General features: G+C 72.7%; 16 protein-coding genes and 1 riboswitch. Of the genes, 7 read left to right on the top strand and 9 right to left on the bottom strand.

The features are described 5' to 3' along the window. Positions 1-32: 32 nt before the first annotated feature. The 6 genes from ACILQ5_RS19525 to ACILQ5_RS19500 all read right to left on the bottom strand — a co-directional run bounded on the left by ACILQ5_RS19525 (position 33) and on the right by ACILQ5_RS19500 (position 5,895). Positions 33-1,316: a M48 family metallopeptidase gene (locus tag ACILQ5_RS19525; RefSeq protein ID WP_395659693.1), complete on the bottom strand. Its 1,284-nt coding sequence runs from the start codon at positions 1,314-1,316 to the stop codon at positions 33-35. Next, positions 1,313-2,521: a hypothetical protein gene (locus tag ACILQ5_RS19520; RefSeq protein WP_395659692.1), complete on the bottom strand. Its 1,209-nt coding sequence runs from the start codon at positions 2,519-2,521 to the stop codon at positions 1,313-1,315. Before ACILQ5_RS19520 ends, ACILQ5_RS19525 begins: the two co-directional genes overlap by 4 nt. 62 nt (positions 2,522-2,583) lie before the next feature. Continuing rightward, on the bottom strand, positions 2,584-3,588 hold the full coding sequence (locus ACILQ5_RS19515) for an NlpC/P60 family protein (protein ID WP_395659691.1): 1,005 nt from the start codon (positions 3,586-3,588) through the stop codon (positions 2,584-2,586). Then, positions 3,580-3,750: riboswitch (cyclic di-AMP (ydaO/yuaA leader) on the bottom strand. Its footprint overlaps the gene before it by 9 nt. 175 nt (positions 3,751-3,925) lie before the next feature. Then, on the bottom strand, positions 3,926-4,132 hold the full coding sequence (locus tag ACILQ5_RS19510) for a hypothetical protein (RefSeq protein WP_395659690.1): 207 nt from the start codon (positions 4,130-4,132) through the stop codon (positions 3,926-3,928). After that, positions 4,129-4,533, bottom strand: coding sequence for a glycosyltransferase (locus tag ACILQ5_RS19505; protein WP_395659689.1), 405 nt, complete (start codon positions 4,531-4,533; stop codon positions 4,129-4,131). Before ACILQ5_RS19505 ends, ACILQ5_RS19510 begins: the two co-directional genes overlap by 4 nt. An 84-nt stretch (positions 4,534-4,617) precedes the next feature. Further along, positions 4,618-5,895, bottom strand: a complete 1,278-nt coding sequence (locus tag ACILQ5_RS19500; protein WP_395659688.1) for an NYN domain-containing protein — start codon at positions 5,893-5,895, stop codon at positions 4,618-4,620. A gap of 84 nt (positions 5,896-5,979) precedes the next feature. Between ACILQ5_RS19500 and ACILQ5_RS19495 the strand changes: the two genes are divergently transcribed. Genes ACILQ5_RS19495 through ACILQ5_RS19485 form a run of 3 tightly spaced genes read left to right on the top strand, consistent with a single transcriptional unit; the run spans position 5,980 to position 8,713 of the window. Continuing rightward, complete coding sequence (locus tag ACILQ5_RS19495; RefSeq protein WP_395659687.1) at positions 5,980-7,791, top strand: DEDD exonuclease domain-containing protein; 1,812 nt, start codon at positions 5,980-5,982, stop codon at positions 7,789-7,791. Between the two features lie 10 nt (positions 7,792-7,801). Continuing rightward, on the top strand, positions 7,802-8,080 hold the full coding sequence (locus ACILQ5_RS19490) for an Lrp/AsnC family transcriptional regulator (protein WP_395659686.1): 279 nt from the start codon (positions 7,802-7,804) through the stop codon (positions 8,078-8,080). Between the two features lie 9 nt (positions 8,081-8,089). Then, positions 8,090-8,713 (top strand): hypothetical protein, encoded by a 624-nt coding sequence (locus ACILQ5_RS19485; protein WP_395659685.1) that lies wholly within the window; start codon positions 8,090-8,092, stop codon positions 8,711-8,713. A gap of 12 nt (positions 8,714-8,725) precedes the next feature. Here the strand turns inward: ACILQ5_RS19485 and trpD are convergent, their stop codons facing one another. From trpD to ACILQ5_RS19470, 3 genes are read right to left on the bottom strand one after another with little or no spacing between them, the layout of a single operon-like run. Beyond that, a complete protein-coding gene (gene trpD / locus ACILQ5_RS19480; RefSeq protein ID WP_395659684.1) occupies positions 8,726-9,748 on the bottom strand; it encodes an anthranilate phosphoribosyltransferase in 1,023 nt (340 codons plus the stop codon). Positions 9,749-9,755: 7 nt separating this feature from the next. Next, on the bottom strand, positions 9,756-10,187 hold the full coding sequence (locus ACILQ5_RS19475; protein WP_395659683.1) for a hypothetical protein: 432 nt from the start codon (positions 10,185-10,187) through the stop codon (positions 9,756-9,758). A 10-nt stretch (positions 10,188-10,197) separates the two neighbouring features. Beyond that, positions 10,198-11,151 (bottom strand): cytochrome c oxidase assembly protein, encoded by a 954-nt coding sequence (locus tag ACILQ5_RS19470; protein WP_395659682.1) that lies wholly within the window; start codon positions 11,149-11,151, stop codon positions 10,198-10,200. A 134-nt stretch (positions 11,152-11,285) separates the two neighbouring features. Between ACILQ5_RS19470 and ACILQ5_RS19465 the strand changes: the two genes are divergently transcribed. From ACILQ5_RS19465 to ACILQ5_RS19450, 4 genes are read left to right on the top strand one after another with little or no spacing between them, the layout of a single operon-like run. Beyond that, entirely contained in the window at positions 11,286-11,864 is a 579-nt protein-coding gene (locus tag ACILQ5_RS19465) for a heme-copper oxidase subunit III (RefSeq protein ID WP_395659681.1), read from the top strand. A 41-nt stretch (positions 11,865-11,905) separates the two neighbouring features. Further along, positions 11,906-12,775, top strand: a complete 870-nt coding sequence (locus ACILQ5_RS19460) for a c-type cytochrome (protein ID WP_395659680.1) — start codon at positions 11,906-11,908, stop codon at positions 12,773-12,775. 20 nt (positions 12,776-12,795) lie between these two features. Then, on the top strand, positions 12,796-13,842 hold the full coding sequence (locus ACILQ5_RS19455) for a Rieske 2Fe-2S domain-containing protein (protein ID WP_395659728.1): 1,047 nt from the start codon (positions 12,796-12,798) through the stop codon (positions 13,840-13,842). 2 nt (positions 13,843-13,844) lie between these two features. Then, entirely contained in the window at positions 13,845-15,596 is a 1,752-nt protein-coding gene (locus ACILQ5_RS19450) for a cytochrome bc complex cytochrome b subunit (protein WP_395659679.1), read from the top strand. The last annotated feature ends 559 nt before the right edge of the window (positions 15,597-16,155 follow it).

Raw genomic sequence — 16,155 nt, 5'->3', positions numbered from 1 at the left:
AGGTCCGCGGCCCTCGATGTGTCTCGGGCGGCCTAGCGCGAGGACGCGCCCCCGCGCCCCTGCTCCCCCATCTGCTCCCCCATCTGCTCCCCCAGCTGCTGGGCGATGGCGATCCGCACCAGGGTGATCGGGTGCGAGCCGAACCAGAACTGCGACCAGGCCGGCGGCGTCGGGTCGGCCAGCGAGCGCAGCGCCAGCTCGCGCTGCACCGCGACGAACGCGCCCGGGTCGCTGGTCGCCACCAGGGCGTCGACGTCGGCCCGGGTCTCGATCCGACGGCTGATCCCGTTCTGCACCGGCAGCGTGAGCAGCGTGGCGATCGCGATCAGTGCCAGGGCGAGCGGGACCACCTCCGGGTCCCGCATCCGGACGCCCCGACGCTCCCCCACCACGCCGACCACGAGCGCGAGCAGCCCCACGCCGAGGACGGCGGCAGCGGCACCGACGAGCGAGCCGACCAGGACGTCGTCGTGCTTCGCGTGGGCGAGCTCGTGGGCCACGACCGACAACGCCTGGTCCTGCGGCACGTCGTTGACGAGGTTGTCGTAGAGCACCACCCGCCGGGTGTCACCGAAGCCCGACACGTAGGCGTTCAGCGTCGTCGTCCGCCGCGAGGCGTCCGCCACCAGCACGTCGTCGATCGGGACGTCCTCGTCCGCCGCGAGCGCGAAGACCGCGGTGCGCAGCTGGCCGTCGGGCAGCGAGGTGAAGTCGTTGAACAGCGGCTCCACGACGACCGGGTACGCGAACGACGTCGCGAGCACGAGCGCGGCGAGCCCGCCGCCGGCGACCGCCGGCCAGGCCCGGACCCACCGGCGGGCGCACCCGATGACGACGAGCAGCACCAGCGACGTGATCACGACGGTCACGGCCCACGAGAGCGCGACGTCCCGGGCGAAGCCGGACCAGGCCTGGTTGCTGAGGCCGTTGTCCAGCGCGTGCCGGCGCAGCAGCACGGCGAACGGCAGGGTCGCGAGACGGCCGACCAGCTCGACCACCGCGACGGCGAGCACCACCCGGACCCACCACCAGCCGGGGAGGCGGAGCACCAGCCGGCGCCCCCAGCGGCTGAACCCCAGCACGCACGCGACGACCAGCGAGACGACCAGCGAGCTCCAGCTCAGGATCCGGGTCAGGCGCGCGTAGTCCTCGCCCCGGGCGATCTGGTCGGCGGTGAACACCGAGGACGGGTCGACCGGCCCCGGGGTGCCGCCGGGGACCGGGTCCCACGGCACGAGGAGCACGACCAGCACCACGATCGCCGCGGCGCCGACCGCCGTGACGGCGAGCGCGACTCGACGGTCCGGGGTGCTCACCCGGCCAAGTCTTGCAGCAGGTCCCGCCACTGCTGCGTGAAGGCCGCCAACGTCACGCCCGCGTCGGCCTGCAGCGCCGGGCCGACCGGCCGCCCGCCGTCCACGTCACGGTAGAAGCGGACCAGCCCGTCCTGACCGGCGTCCTCGGCCAGCAGCCGGGTGGCCAGCCAGGCGCTCTCGTAGGTGGCACCGAGGTCGGGCGTGCGGGTGCCGAACTCCTCGTCGGAGGGCAGGGCGCTCGGTGGGCCGTCCTGGCGGACCTCCGCGATGACCTGGGCCGCCGACCGCCGCACCGGCAGCGGCACGTCGCGGAGGGCGACGTAGTCAGCGAAGCCCTCGAGGATCCACAGCGGCATCGTGCTGCGGAAGGCACCGGTCGCCACGTGGGTGGCCTCGTGGCTCAGCACCACCTGCGCACCGGTCGGCTCGAGGGACTCGTAGACGTCGGGGTTCACGAAGACGTGGACCGGCGCCTGCGGCGTGAGCTGTCCGTCGGCCGACGTGGTCACCGCGGCGATCTGGTCGTAGGTGCCGGGGTCGGCGTCCAACACTCGGTCGAGCGCGTCCACGGACCGGGGCACCTCGACCACCAGCCCCTGGTGCCAGTCCGGGAGCACCCGGCGCACCACCGGCACCGCGGCCGCCGCGCGACGGGCGTACTCACGGCCCTCCTGCGGCGACCCGTCGACCAGCACCAGGGTCCGCGGCGTGCGGTGGACCTGGAGCGGCCCGGAGAGCCACAACGGCGAGACCCGGCCGCCGCCCCCGATGCCGGTGATCGCCACCCGGTCCCCGTCGTCGCGCAGCCCGAGGAGGACCTCCGCGGTCGCCGGGGCCCGGTCGAAGCCGTCGAACCGCCAGGTCGCGTCGGCGGTCGCGTGCCAGCTGCCGTCGTCGTACGCACCCTCGGAGTCGACGTAGCGCAGCGAGAAGTCGCGGACGTGCGCCGCCTCGGCGTTGGCGACGATGCCCGCGAGCCGCGCGGCCGCCGCCGGGTCGTCCGCGGGGGCCAGCGCCCGGGCCGCGTCGACGTCCCCGGTCCGGACCGCCCGCTCGAGGTCGCGCAGCGCCTCCGTGGCGAGCGCCGGCCGGGGCCCCGAGCTCGTCGCGGCCGGTGGGGTCGGTGCGACGTAGGGGTCGTCGCGGACGGCGAGCCAGGTGACGACGCCGACCGCCACGAGCAGGGACAGCGAAAGACCGGCCACCCACCACAGCGGGCGACCGGTCCGTCGCGGAGCCTCGGGTACGGCCAAGTACCGGCCTCAGGTCAGCCGGGCCGCACCGCGCCGACGTACGGCATCATGTGCAGCGGGGCGACCTTGATCCCGGAGCTGGGGTTCTCGGCGTTCACGATCATGCCGTTGCCGATGTACATGCCGACGTGGCTGATCGGGCTGTAGTAGAAGACCAGGTCGCCGGGCTGCAGGTCGCTCTCGGCGATGTGCGGGCCCGAGGAGTACTGCGCGCTCGAGGAGTGCGGCAGCGCGACGCCGGCCTGCGCCCACGCCATCATGGTGAGGCCGGAGCAGTCGAAGGCGTTCGGGCCGGCGGCGCCGTACACGTAGGACTTGCCGACCTGCGCCATGGCGTAGGCGACCGCCGCCGCGGCCCGGCCGGAGGCCGGGACGTTGACCGGGGTCCGGACCGTGCCGCGCGAGAGCATCTCCTGGCGCTGGTCGGCCTCGAGCTCGCCGAGCAGGGTCTTGGCCTCGCTCAGCTTCTTGTCGATGGTCGCCTTCTCGGCGCCGAGCTCCTTCTCGAGCTCGGCGACCTGGGCGGCCCGCTTCGCGGTCGCGTCGCTGCGGATGTCGAGCGACTTCAGCTCGGTGGCGTAGTCGTCGAAGAGCTGGTCCTGCATGTCGTTGTACGACGACATGGTGGACAGCTGCGAGAGGAAGCTCTGCGGGTCGTCGGACAGCACGACCCGGCTCACCGCGGTGAGGTCCTGGCCCTCGTACTGCCGGATGATCGAGTCCTGCACCTGCTGGCGCACGGCCTCGAGCCGGTGGTCCTGACGACCCTGGTCGGCCTTGAGCAGGCCGAGGTCGCGCTTGAGCGAGGCGAGCTCGAGTCGCGCGTCGTTGTACCGCTCGGAGGCCTGCTCGGCCTCCTGGTACAGACGGTCGACCCGAGCCTGGACGGTCTTGATGTCGGGCTCCGCGTTCGCCGGCGTCGAGGGCATGAAGCCCACGGCGGCGATGACAGCGGTGCCGGACAGGAGGGTGACGAGTCGCTTCCGGCCCTTCAGCACGAGGTGGCGCTCTCCTTGCACGTCGTACGCCTACCGGGTGAGCTGACGGATTCGGGCACAACGTTTGCCCTACCTCCACCGCGGTGGAGGATTCACCCCATGGTGATCGCGCACGCGCGAGCACCGGTTGGTTCCCCGGCTCCCGGGCCGGCGAGCCGGCTCGGGATTCAGCGCGGTGACCGCGTCGATCCGTGTGATCCACGTCCGGCCACCTGAGTGGCACACGTTAACGGCGCCGTCGCACCACCGCCAAACTTTCGCCCGGTGTCGTGACCAGATTCTCAGCGAGCGCCGCTCGATTTTACGTTCGCTGTCACACAGGTCACATCCGCCACCGGGCCGACGGGCCCGGAGGTGGTCAGGCGGACTCCACGTGGGGGCCGTCCACCGGCTGGACCAGCCGCAGCGGGGGCACCAGGCCACCGGCGGCGAGGACGTCGAGCGCGCGGGCGCCGTCGTCGTCGAGGCTGAGCTCGGGCGGGGGCCCGAGCAGCACGGTCACCACGCAGTCGTGGCAGTGCAGACCCCGCACGCTGCAGGTGTCGCAGTCGATTCTCGTCGTCATGCCAGGGACGCTCCCAGGCACCACCGACAGTCGGACCGGTGACCGCGACGTCCCGGCGTGTCGCCGGCGGCCGCGGGCCGGAGCGGACGGGGCCCGACCGGGACGACCCGTCCGTCGGCGTCCATCGTCACCACGACGTCCGCGCCGTCCTCCAGCGCGCGCCGCACCCCCCGCCGGAGGGCCGTGGCCCGGCCCGAGCGGTGCCGCAGCGGCTCGAGCTCGAGGACCTCCCGGTCGACCATCAGCCGCACGACCAGCGCGACCGTGTCGTCGACGGAGCCGTCGTCCACGACGAGGACCCGGCCCTCGGGGTCGCCGGCCTCCACCTCGGACACGACGCGAGGCAGCAGCACCCGCAGCCGGTCGGCCTCGTCGGCCGCCGCGATCACCACCCAGACCATGGCGACAGCCTGGCCGGGGCCGGTGAACGCCTGGTGGCCCCGTCCCGTCGGCCCGGCGGCCGGGGCATGGCCCCTGGGGCGCGGCTACCGCGAGAGCAGGTCGAGGAGGACGTCGGGCGCGACCACCCGGGCGCCGTCGCGGGTCACGTCGCGGGCGACCGCCTGGTCCGCCGTGACCACGACGACGACGCGCCCCGCCGGCTCGGCGGCCACCAGGTCGCGCAGCACGTCGTCGGCGATCACGCCGCGCGGGCTGAACAGCACCCGCACCCCTCGCGGGGCGTTCACGGGCGGGCGGTGGTCGGTCTCCGCGGCGTCGAAGACGACGGTCGTCTCGGCGTTCGTCCGGGCGACCAGCGGGGCCAGGGCGATCACGAGGCGGGTCCGCTGGGCGTCGAGCGCGGACGCCGGCCAGGCGCTCTTGGTGACGTTGTAGCCGTCCACCAGCAGGCGGGCACGGGGCATGGCGAGCAGCTGCTCCAGGACGGCCGGGCTCGTGGCCGTCGCCGCGGACGGACCGGTCGACGTCGTCGCCGACGCACCGAGCTCCTCCTCGAGCCGGTCCGCGGGCGAGCCGCTCACCGCGGGCAGCGCGAGCTCGCGGCGCAGCCCCGCCGCGGCGTCGATCACCGTCTCCAGGAGCACCCGGGCCCGCAGGGTCACCTCGTCGCGGTCCGAGCGCGCCTCGCGGCGGGCCCGGCCGGCCTCGCCCTCCAGCCGCTCGACCTGGCTCCGCAGCCGCCGGTTCTCCCGCTCCAGGGCCGCCCGCTGCTCCTCGGCCGCCGCCTCCGCGGCGGCGCGCTCGGCCAGCGCCTGCTCGGCGGCGGCCCGCGTCTCCTTCTCGGCGACCCGGGTGTCACCGAGCCGACGACGCAGCGTGCTGTTCTCGGCCTTGAGCTCCTCGACCTGCGCCCGCTGCGCCGCCCGCTGGTCGCGGACGGCCAGCTCGGCCTCGGCCAGCCGGGCCCGCAGCCGCTCGACCTCCCGCGCCGACCGGTCGTCGGTGCGGGCCGGCCGCTCCGCCACCCGGCGCACGGCGTCGGCGAACCCCTCCTCCCAGCCCTCGGGCCGGGCCAGCCAGCCGAGCGCTGCGGCGGTCGCGGGGTCGCTCTCGCCCACCCCGGGCCGGGCCGCGACCTGGGTCCCGACCCGCTGCCGGAAGTCGTCGTCGGCCAGGGCGTCCGTGATGGCGCTGGCACCGAGGCGGGCGCGCCGGGCCGGCGCGAAGCCGGCCACCCGGCGGACCGGCGCCGGGAGCCGGGGCACGTCGGGCAGCACGTCGGCGGTGAGGGAGACCACCTTGCTCCGCACGGGCTCGGGGAGGTCGGCGAGAGGAGGGACGCTGCCGGTCGATGCGGTCATCGGCGCTCCTCTCCGGTGGTGCTCCTCAGCCTAGTCCGCGCGTCGCGCCCAGGATTGTCGGTGGCCGCACCTAGCGTCGACGGCATGAGCACCACCGCGAGGAGCAGCGCCGACCAGCGTGCGGGCTCGCGGTGGGAGTCGCAACGCAGTTTCGACGAGCTCGGGCGGCCGCTGCGCGACCTCACCTTCTGCGTCGTCGACCTGGAGACGACGGGCGGCTCGCCCGACGGCGGCGCCGGGATCACCGAGATCGGCGCGGTGAAGGTGCGGGGCGGCGAGGTGCTCGGCGAGTTCCAGACCCTGGTCAACCCGCACACCGAGATCCCGGCGTTCATCGCGGTCCTGACCGGGATCACCAACTCGATGGTGGCCGACGCACCGCCGATCGAGGCGGCGCTCCCGGCGTTTCTCGAGTTCGCGACCGGGGCCGTCCTGGTGGCGCACAACGCGCCGTTCGACGTCGGGTTCCTCCGGCACTTCTCCGAGCAGCAGGGCCGGCCGTGGCCGCGCTTCGAGGTGCTCGACACCGCCCGGCTCGCGCGCCGGGTCGTGACCCGCGACGACGCCCCCAACTGCAAGCTGTCCTCGCTGGCGAAGGCCTTCGGCTCCCCGGTCACCCCCAACCACCGCGCGCTCGAGGACGCCCGCGCGACCGTGCACGTCCTGCACGGCCTGATGGAGCGCCTCGGCGGGCTGGGCGTGCACACCCTCGAGGAGCTGCAGACGTTCTCCTCCCGGGTCAGCGCGGCGCAGCGGCGCAAGCGGCACCTGGCCGAGGGCCTCCCGCACGCCCCCGGCGTCTACCTGTTCCGCGACGACCGGGAGCGCGTCCTCTACGTCGGGACCTCGCGCGACCTCCGGACCCGGGTCCGCTCCTACTTCACCGCCTCCGAGACCCGCTCCCGGATGGGCGAGATGGTCGGCATCGCCACGTGCGTCGACGGCATCGAGTGCGCGACCGCGCTGGAGGCGGAGGTGCGCGAGCTGCGGCTGATCGCCGAGCACAAGCCGCGCTACAACCGGCGCTCGCGGTTCCCGGAGAAGGTGCACTTCGTCAAGCTGACCCGCGAGCCGTGGCCGCGCCTCTCGCTGGTGCGCCGGGTGCTCGACGACGACGCCGACTACCTCGGGCCGTTCTCGTCCCGGAAGACCGCCGAGAAGTGCCTGGCCGCCCTGCACGACACCTTCCCGGTGCGGCAGTGCTCCGAGCGGCTGCCGCGCGACCCGTCCCGCTCCCCCTGCGTGCTCGCCGAGATGGGCCGCTGCCTGTCCCCCTGCAACGGCAGCGTCGACGACACGACGTACGCCGCGGTGGTCCGCCAGCTGCGCGACTCGCTGCTGCGCCGGCCCGACGACGTGGTCGAGGCGATCAACGGCCGGATGGCGGCGCTCGCCGCCGACGAGCGGTTCGAGGAGGCGGGCGTGCACCGCGACCGGCTCGCAGCGTTCGTCCGCGCCGCCGCCCGCACCCAGCGGCTCTCCGCGCTCACCCGGTGCCCCGAGGTCGTCGCCGCCCGCCGCGAGACCGATCCGACCGGACGGGTCGGCCGGTGGGAGGTCCACGTGGTGCGGCACGGCCGGCTGGCCGCCGCCGGGGTGATCCCGGCCGGCGCCGACGCCCACACCTACGTCGCCACGCTGCGCCTGTCGGCCGAGACGGTCTCCCCCGCGCCCGGGCCGACGCCGGCGGCCACCGCGGAGGAGACGGAGAAGATCCTGCGCTGGCTGGAGTCCCCCGGCACCCGGCTGGTCGACGTCGACGGCGAGTGGACCTGCCCGGTCGCCGGGGCCACCCGCCACCTCGAGGTCCACGACGCCGTCCACCAGTCACGGCTCTCGCTGGTGCCCTTCGCCGACCGCCGCGGGCTCACCACCGTGCACCAGCCGGCCCGATAGTGTCGGGGCCGTGATCACCGCCATCGTCTTCGTCAAGGCCGACGTCGCCAGCATCCCCGAGGTCGCCGAGGCGATCGCCGCGCTGGACGGGGTGAGCGAGGTCTACTCGGTGACCGGCCAGATCGACCTGATCGCGCTGGTCCGCGTCCGCAACCACGACGACGTCGCCTCGGTGGTCGCCGACCGCCTCAACAAGGTCCCCGGCGTGACCGCCACCGAGACCCACATCGCGTTCCGGGCCTACTCGCGCCACGACCTCGAGTCGGCGTTCTCGCTCGGCCTCGAGTAGGCCGCGCCGATGTCCTGGCTCGACGCCGTCGGGTGGGCCGGGAGCGCACTGCTCGTCTTCTCGCTGCTCCAGGCGCGGGTGCTGCGCTTCCGCGTGCTCAACACCATCGCCTCCGTGGTGCTGACCTTCTTCAACGCGATGATCGCGGTGTGGCCGATGGTCGCGATGAACATCGTGCTGACCTCGATCAACCTCTGGTTCATCGCCAAGCTGCTCCGCGAGCGGCACGACCCCGACGCCTACCAGGTGCTGCGGGTCGGGGTCGGCGACGACTACCTCCGCCACCTGCTGCGCAACCACGCCGACGACATCGCCCGCTACCAGCCGGACTTCGCCGTGCCGTCCGGCCCGGACACCGACGCCGCGGCGGACCTCGCGTTCCTCGTCGTGCTCGGCGACGAGACCGTCGGCGTGGTGCTGCTGCGCCGCGAGGGTGAGGTCGCCCGGGTGGTGCTCGACTACGTCACCCCGCGCTTCCGCGACTTCACCCCCGGCGAGTTCGTCTGGCGGCGCAGCGGGCTGCTCAACGGCCTCGGCTTCCGCCGGGTCGCGACGTCGCCCCGGATGGTCGGCCCCTACTACGACAAGGTCGGCTTCCGCGCCGACGGGCCGGCGTACGTCCTGGACCTCTGAGGACCAGCCGGCTCAGGCGGTGGCGGCCGCCCAGCGGTCGAGGGTGGCCTTCGCGGCGCCGGTGTCGACCGACTCCTCGGCCCGCCGCAGTCCCTCGGCGAGGGCGGTCAGCGCGTCCGCGCCCGGGTCGGCGTGCACGGCGAGCGCGGCACCGGCGTTGAGGAGGACGGCGTCGCGGACCGGCCCGGGCTCGCCGTCCAGCAGCCGGCGCACGACCTCGGCGTTGTGGGCGGCGTCGCCGCCCCGCAGCCCCTCGGTGGTGCCGCGGGGCACGTCCAGGTCGGCCGGGTCGAGGGTGCTCTCCTCGACCTCACCGTCGTGCACCCGCCACAACCGCGAGGTCGTGGTGGTGGTCAGCTCGTCGAGGCCGTCGTCGCCGCGGAACACCCAGGCGTCCACGCCACGGGCGGCGAACACGCCGGCCATCACGGGAGCGGCCCGGCGGTCGGCGCACCCGATCGCCTGGGCACCGGCGTGGGCCGGGTTCGTCAGCGGCCCCAGCAGGTTGAAGGTGGTGCCGATCCCCAGCTCACGCCGGGGTACCGCGGCGTGCCGCATCGCCGGGTGGAAGGCCGCCGCGAAGCAGAACGTGATGCCGGCCTCCTCGGCCACCGCCGCGACCCGGTCGGGCGGCAGGTCCAGCCGGATGCCGAGGGCCTCGAGCACGTCGGCCGACCCGGACTGCGAGGAGGCCGACCGGTTGCCGTGCTTCACGACGCGCGCGCCCGCGCCCGCCGCGACGATCGCGGCCATCGTGGAGATGTTGACCGACATCGACCGGTCCCCGCCGGTGCCGACCACGTCGAGGACCCGACCCGGGACCGAGAGCGGCGTGGCCACGGCGTACATCGAGGTCACCAGGCCGGTGACCTCCTCGATCGTCTCCCCCTTGGCGCGCAGCGCGACCGCGAAGCCGGCGACCTGGGCCGACGTCGCCTCGCCGGCGAGGATCTCGCCCATCGCCCACGCGGTCTGCTCGGCGCTGAGGTCCGACCCGGCGACCAGCGTGCCGAGGACCTCGGGCCAGGTCGTCATCGAGGGGTCACGTGGTCGCCGGAACGCGCGACCTCAGCAGCGAGACGACGGTCTCGGCGAGCTGGATCGGGTCCAGCGGGTGCGGGACGGCGGCCTCGGCGCGCGACCAGGTCGCCAGCCAGGCGTCCTGCGGGCGCCCGGTGAGGACCACGACCGGCGGGCACTGGAAGATCTCGTCCTTGAGCTGCTTGGCGATGCCCATCCCGCCCGCGGGGACGGCCTCGCCGTCGAGGATCGCGAGGTCGATGGTGCCGGCGTCCATGTTCTGGATCACGACCGGCTCGGTGGCGACCTCGACGTACTCGAGCTCGGGCAGGTCCGGGTGCGGCCGGCGGCCGAGCGCCAGGATGACCTGCTGACGGGTGGTCACGTCGTCGCTGTAGACCAGCACCCGCAGGGGCGCGGTCCTCGCCGACGATGAGGTGGTCGCATCGCTCACGGCCCGGACTCTACTCGCCGCCACCGGCGACCGGTCCGGAAGCCACCCGTTGCCGGGCCTCGAGCAGGTCGAGGCGGCGGTCCTCCCGGCGCGCCTCGGCCATCGAGGAGCGCACCCACTGGACGAACAGGACGGCGAAGAGGGCGAGCGCCACGAGGTCGCCCGACCCCCACAGGAGCCCGCCCGCCAGGTGCTGGTCGGCCTGGGGGTCGGGCAGCCAGGAGCCCATCGGACCCGCGTGGAGGTCGGGGTAGTAGGAGCCGCCGAGCAGCTCCTCCTGACCCATCATCGTGACCCCGAGGAACGCGTGGAACGGCAGCGTGAGGACCACCAGCAGCATCCGGAACGGGTAGGCGACCTTCCCGGGCACGGGGTCCACACCGATGATCGGCCAGAAGAAGAGGCAGCCGACCAGCACCAGGTGCAGGTGGAGCGTCTCGTGGAGGTACGTCGAGTGCAGGGTCGCCGGGTACCACCCCGTGTAGTAGAGCGTCCACGGCGAGGTGACGTAGAGCAGGAACGTCAGGGGTGGGAAGGAGAGCACCTTCGCCGCGCGGGAGTGCAGCACCGCGAGCAGCCAGCGACGCGGCCGGGGGCGGAGCGTGCGCAGCGCGAGGGTGACGGGCGCACCGAGGGCCAGGGCCATCGGGACCAGCATCGACAGGATCATGTGCTGGACCATGTGGACGCTCAGCAGCGTCGTGTCGTAGGCGCCGATCCCCGACGCCGTGGCCACGTAGAACAGCCCCATGCCGACCACCACGAAGGCCACGGTCCGGCCGACCGGCCAGGAGTCCCCGCGACGGCGCAGCACCCCCACGCCATACAGGTAGAGCCCGGCGGTCCAGACCGTCAGCACGAACGGCACCGGCTCGAGCGACCAGCCGGTCACGACGGTGCCCAGGGTGAACCTCGGGAGGTCGGCGGTCGCGCCGAGCAGGGGTCCGGACAGGGGGTCGAGCACGTCCTGAACTCTAAGTCCCGCAAAACTCGGGGGGGCGGGGTGCCCTCCCCCGCGGCTCACGACATAATGCTCGCGTGGCGACTGCAACCGCGATTCCGGCCTCCCGTCTGCACGGGCACAGCGACCGACCGAGCATGGTCAGCGTCGGAACCATCATCTGGCTCTCCAGTGAGCTGATGTTCTTCGCGGCCCTGTTCGCGTCGTACTTCACGATCCGCTCGGTCAGCCCCGACCTCTGGGCCGTCAACACCGAGAAGCTGAACGTCGTCTTCGCCTCGATCAACACCACGATCCTGGTGCTCTCGTCGCTGACCTGCCAGCTCGGCGTCTTCGCCGCGGAGCGCGGCCAGGTCGGGCGCACCGGCTCGGTCTTCAACGTCCGCGGGTGGGGCCTGCGCGAGTGGTTCGTCCTCACCTACTGCATGGGCGCGGTCTTCGTCGCCGGCCAGGCCACGGAGTACACCGAGCTGGTCCGCGAGGGCATCACGATCCAGGACTCGGCCTACGGCTCGATGTTCTACCTCACCACCGGCTTCCACGCGCTGCACGTGACGGGCGGTCTCGTCGCCTTCCTGTTCGTCCTCGGCCGCACGCTGGTCGCGCGGAAGTTCACCCACGAGCAGGCGGTCAGCGCGATCGTCGTCTCCTACTACTGGCACTTCGTCGACGTGGTGTGGATCGGCCTGTTCGCGACCATCTACCTCGTCAAGTAGCTCGACCAATCCGTGCCGCACCTGACAACGAAGGACTCAATGTGCGACTCCTGAACCGTTCGGCGGGTCAGATCTCGAAACACCGCCGGGGCCCCCTCGCGGGCCTGGTCGTGCTGCTCCTCGGGCTGCTGCTGACCGGTGGCCTCTATGCCGCCTTCGCTCCTGCCCAGGCCGACGAGACGATCTCGAGCGACGAGCAGATCGCGCAGGGCCGCGAGCTGTTCCTCGTGAGCTGCTCGTTCTGCCACGGCCAGAACGGCGAGGGTGTCCGCACCGAGAACGGCAACCAGCTCGGCCCCTCGCTGGTCGGCGTGGGCGCTGCCGCCGTCGACTTCCAGGTCGGGACCGGCCGGATGCCGATGGCCCAGCCGGGCGCCCAGGCCCCGCAGAAGACCCCGACGTTCACCGACGAGGAGATCGCCGCGCTGGGCGCCTACGTCGCCTCGCTCGGCCCCGGTCCCGCGATCCCCGACGAGAGCGACTACAGCCTCGAGGGGATGTCCGACGAGGAGCGCCAGGCCGCGATCACCCGCGGCGGTCAGATCTTCCTCACCAACTGCACCGCGTGCCACAACTTCGAGGGGTCCGGCGGCGCGATGCCGCGCGGCGGGTACGCGCCGAAGATCCGGGGGGTGGAGCCCAAGTACATCTACGAGGCCCTCCTGACCGGCCCCCAGAACATGCCGAGCTTCGGCAACGGCGACCTGTCGCCGGAGGAGAAGCGCGACGTGATCGCGTACCTCGGCTCGCTCGAGGACTCCCCGAACTACGGCGGCTTCGCCCTCGGCGGCCTCGGTCCGGTGCCCGAGGGGCTCGCGGCCTGGGTCCTCGGCATCGGCGGGCTCGTCGGCGCCGCGGTCTGGATCGCCGCCCACACCACCCGCACGAACAAGAAGAAGGTGGACGCGTGAGCGACGACGGCCACGAGCTCATGAACCTGCCCGACGAGGCGGTCACCGACGACCTCTACGCCAACCCCGGCCTGCCCGCGCACGAGTGGCGGCCGACCGACGTCGACCCCAAGCTCGAGAAGCGCGCGGAGCGCCAGGTCGCGACCATGTTCGGCCTCTCGGCCGTGTGCACGATCCTCTTGCTCGTCGCATACTTCACGGTCGGCAAGGAGGACACCTTCGCCGGGTTCGGCGCCCAGAACCTCGCCCTCGGCCTCACGCTGGCCGGTGCGCTGCTGTTCATCGGCATCGGCACCATCCAGTGGGCACGCAAGCTGATGGCCGACCACGAGATCGTCGAGATGCGCCACCCGGCCGCCTCCTCCCAGGACGACCGGGAGGCCACGATCGCCGCGCTGAACGCCGGGCTCGAGGAGTCCGGCATCGGCCGCCGGCCGCTGGTCCGCAACTCGCTCCTCGGCGCCGTCGGCCTGCTGGGCCTCCCGGCGATCGTGCTGCTGCGCGACCTCGGCCCCACGCCGAACCAGGTCGCCGACGCCCAGGACTACCCCGGCGCCGGCATCGAGAACACCATCTGGGAGGAGGGCACCCGCGTCGTCCGCGACGTGGTCGGCACCCCGATCCGAGCCGGTGACCTCCAGATCGGCGACCTCGTCAACGCCGAGCCGGAGTCCCTCTACAACGGCGGACCCGACGGCGAGCCGCTCGAGGGCGTCGTCCTCCAGATCGCGAAGTCCAAGGCGGCCGTCGTCGTCGTACGCATGGAGCCCGACGAGATCACCCCTGCGCCCGGGCGCGAGAACTGGAACGTCGACGGCATCACCTGCTACTCCAAGATCTGCACCCACGTGGGCTGCCCGATCTCGCTCTACGAGCGCACCACCCATCACCTCCTCTGCCCGTGCCACCAGTCGACCTTCGACCTGGCCGACGCCGGCAAGGTCGTCTTCGGGCCGGCCGCCCGGCCGCTCCCGCAGCTGCCGCTTGCTGTCGACTCCGAGGGGTACCTTGTGGCACAAGGGGACTTCGACGAACCCGTCGGACCGAGCTTCTGGGAGCGTGGCTGAACATGGACACCACCAAGGTCGCCGACACGAACGGCACCGAGCCGGCCGTCGCCGAGAAGCCCGGCCGCGTCGGAGCGCTCGCGACCTGGGCCGACGAGCGCCTCGGGCTCGCGACCGCCATGAAGAAGAACCTGCGCAAGGTCTTCCCGGACCACTGGTCCTTCATGCTCGGCGAGATCGCCCTGTGGAGCTTCGTCGTCCTGCTCCTCACCGGCGTCTTCCTCACGCTCTGGTTCACGCCGAGCATGGGCGAGACGACGTACGACGGCACCTACGAGCAGCTGCGCGGCATCCAGATGTCGGAGGCGTACGCGTCGACGCTGCGGATCTCGTTCGACGTGCGTGGCGGACTGCTGATGCGCCAGATGCACCACTGGGCCGCGATGCTGTTCGTCGCGTCGATGATGGTGCACCTGCTCCGCGTCTGGTTCACCGGCGCGTTCCGCAAGCCGCGTGAGCTCAACTGGGTCATCGGCTGCCTGCTGCTCCTGCTCGGCACCCTCGAGGGCTTCACCGGCTACTCGCTGCCCGACGACCTGCTCTCCGGCACCGGCATCCGCGCCGCGGACGGCTTCATCAAGGCCACCCCCGTCGTGGGCACCTACATGTCGTTCTTCCTCTTCGGCGGCGAGTTCCCGGGTGAGTCGATCATCCCGCGGCTCTACACCGTCCACGTGCTCCTGATCCCGGGCCTGCTGCTGGCGCTGATCGGCGCCCACATGCTGCTGCTCGTCTACCACAAGCACACCCAGTGGCCCGGTCCCGGCCGCACCGAGAAGAACGTCGTGGGCTTCCCGATGCTCCCGGTGTACGCCGCCAAGGCCGGTGGCTTCTTCTTCATCGTGTTCGGCGTGACCGCGCTGATGGGGGCGTTGCTCTCGATCAACCCGGTGTGGAAGTACGGACCCTACGATCCGTCGAAGGTGACCGCCGGCTCCCAGCCCGACTGGTACATGGGCTGGCCAGACGGCGCGCTGCGCATCATGCCCGGCATCGAGACCCACATCTGGGGCGTGACGATCTCCTGGAACGTCATGCTGCCGATCCTGGTCCTCCCGATGCTGGCGTTCACGGTGCTGCTGCTGCTGCCGTTCATCGACGCCTGGATCACCGGTGACAAGCGCGACCACCACCTGCTCTACCGGCCGCGCAACCACCCGACCCGCACCGCGCTGATGGTGGCGCTGATGACGATGTACGGCCTCTTCTGGGCGGCCGGCGGCAACGACATCATCGCGATCAAGCTGCACGCGTCGATCAACCAGATCACGTACTTCATGCGGGCCGCGGTGATCGTCGGACCGGTGATCGCCTTCATCATCGCCCGTCGCTGGTGCATCTCGCTGCAGCGTAAGGACAACGAGACGCTCCTGCACGGCTACGAGACCGGCATCATCATGCGCTCCGCCGAGGGCGGCTACACCGAGCGGCACCTGCCGCTGCCGGACTCCCGGAGCTACGTCCTCACCGCCCGCGACCGCGACCCGGTCGTCGACGGCGAGGTCACGCCGGAGGTCGACGCCAACGGCGTGGCAGCACCCCACCGGGGCCGCCTCTCGGGCCTGCGCAACCGGCTCCGGACGGTCTGGTGGAGCGACAACGTCCAGAAGCCGACCCGCGAGGAGCTCGAGGCCGGCCACCACCACGCCGACGAGGAGCACGAGCTCCAGGCGTCGCTCGACGGCCACGCCGCCGACGGCCACCAGTTCGACGGCCACCACCTGGTCGAGGACGAGCACCTGCGCTCGCACTGACCGGCGCCACGTCGTACGACGCACGAAGGCCGCCCCACTCCCCCGGGAGTCGGGCGGCCTTCGTGCGTCCGGGACGTGCCGGGGGCGGGACGTCGCCGCCGCCGGCCCCGTGCCCCCGCTGGGACGTCATCCGAGGTGGTCGCCCCGGCAGCCGGGCCGGATGACGTCCTGGCTCTCCCGCCGCGCAGCCGGGTCCCGGGGACGTCATACGAGGTGGTCGTCCCGGCAGCCAGGCCGTATGACGTCCCGGCGCAGCCGCCGCCAGGTCCGGGGGACGTCATACGAGGTGGTCGCCCCCGCAACCGGGTCGTATGACCTCCCGGCGCGACCGCCGCCGGGTCGGGGGACGTCATACGGAGTGGTCGCCCCGGCAGCCAGGCCGTATGACGTCCCGGCGCACCCGCAGCGCTCCTCCAGCGGGTGTCGGCGGCGCTCGAAAACTGAACAGTTTCGGCGGTGAAAAGTGAGCACTCAACGATTGGAGTGTGATCACTTTGGAGGACTGGGCGCTGATCAGGAGGCTGGCGGCTGAGGGTGTGCCGAAGGCGCGGATCGCGGC

The sequence above is a fragment of the Nocardioides sp. genome (genome assembly GCF_044226305.1).
Lineage (GTDB): Bacteria > Actinomycetota > Actinomycetes > Propionibacteriales > Nocardioidaceae > Nocardioides.
The sequence above is the reverse complement of the archived record's forward strand: the minus strand, read 5'-3'. Positions and strand labels throughout refer to the sequence as shown.

Bases quoted from the DNA above. Each gene is read 5' to 3' on its own strand.
- ACILQ5_RS19510 (WP_395659690.1), bottom strand. From the start codon at position 4,132: ATGACGACGAGAATCGACTGCGACACCTGCAGCGTGCGGGGTCTGCAC.
- trpD (WP_395659684.1), bottom strand. From the start codon at position 9,748: ATGACGACCTGGCCCGAGGTCCTCGGCACGCTGGTCGCCGGGTCGGAC.
- ACILQ5_RS19455 (WP_395659728.1), top strand. From the start codon at position 12,796: ATGAACCTGCCCGACGAGGCGGTCACCGACGACCTCTACGCCAACCCC.
- ACILQ5_RS19485 (WP_395659685.1), top strand. From the start codon at position 8,090: ATGTCCTGGCTCGACGCCGTCGGGTGGGCCGGGAGCGCACTGCTCGTC.
- ACILQ5_RS19500 (WP_395659688.1), bottom strand. From the start codon at position 5,895: ATGACCGCATCGACCGGCAGCGTCCCTCCTCTCGCCGACCTCCCCGAG.
- ACILQ5_RS19505 (WP_395659689.1), bottom strand. From the start codon at position 4,533: ATGGTCTGGGTGGTGATCGCGGCGGCCGACGAGGCCGACCGGCTGCGG.
- ACILQ5_RS19495 (WP_395659687.1), top strand. From the start codon at position 5,980: ATGAGCACCACCGCGAGGAGCAGCGCCGACCAGCGTGCGGGCTCGCGG.
- ACILQ5_RS19465 (WP_395659681.1), top strand. From the start codon at position 11,286: ATGGTCAGCGTCGGAACCATCATCTGGCTCTCCAGTGAGCTGATGTTC.
- ACILQ5_RS19450 (WP_395659679.1), top strand. From the start codon at position 13,845: ATGGACACCACCAAGGTCGCCGACACGAACGGCACCGAGCCGGCCGTC.